Source organism: Mesorhizobium sp. M7A.F.Ca.CA.002.09.1.1 (genome assembly GCF_003998555.1).
GTDB classification, from domain to species: domain Bacteria; phylum Pseudomonadota; class Alphaproteobacteria; order Rhizobiales; family Rhizobiaceae; genus Mesorhizobium; species Mesorhizobium ciceri.
The window spans coordinates 1-486 of record NZ_RZRR01001583.1 but is presented as its reverse complement, the minus strand read 5'-3'; the positions used below and the strand labels follow the sequence as shown (position 1 = coordinate 486).

Annotated in this window: 1 pseudogene; it reads right to left on the bottom strand. The window is 65.8% G+C overall.

What is annotated here, in order from left to right:
• Positions 1-66: 66 nt before the first annotated feature.
• Positions 67-486: pseudogene (locus EN994_RS34780) on the bottom strand (NADP-dependent phosphogluconate dehydrogenase); the annotation flags it as partial.

Genomic DNA, 486 nt, shown 5'->3' with positions numbered 1-486 from the left:
GGTCGCCACCAGCGAGGTTCAGGCGTTCAGACCCCCGGTTTCCGTTTAGGCTCTTGGGCCGGCTTGTCAGCCAGCCGCACCGCTTCCCCACGGCCCATGGAACGCGCCTTTGTCGTCGATACGCTCGAAGCCGTGCGCGCCGAAGAAGTCGCGTTGCGCCTGGATCAGGTTCGAGGTGCCGCGGCCCTGGCGATAGCTGTCGAAATAGGCAAGTGCGGAAGACAGCGCCGGAACCGGCGAGCCGGCCTCCGAAGCCCTCGCCACGATGCGGCGCAGCGACGGATGCGCTTCCTGCATCAGCGAGATGAAGGCCGGCGCCATCAGAAGGTTGGTCGAGGCGCCGCCCTTGCTGAAGGCTTCCGCCATGGTGTCGAGCATCTGCGAGCGGATGATGCAGCCGGCGCGCCAGATCCTGGCGATGGTCGGCATCGGCAGGTTCCAGTTGAATTCCTTCGACGCGCCGCTCATCACCGCAAAACCTTGGGC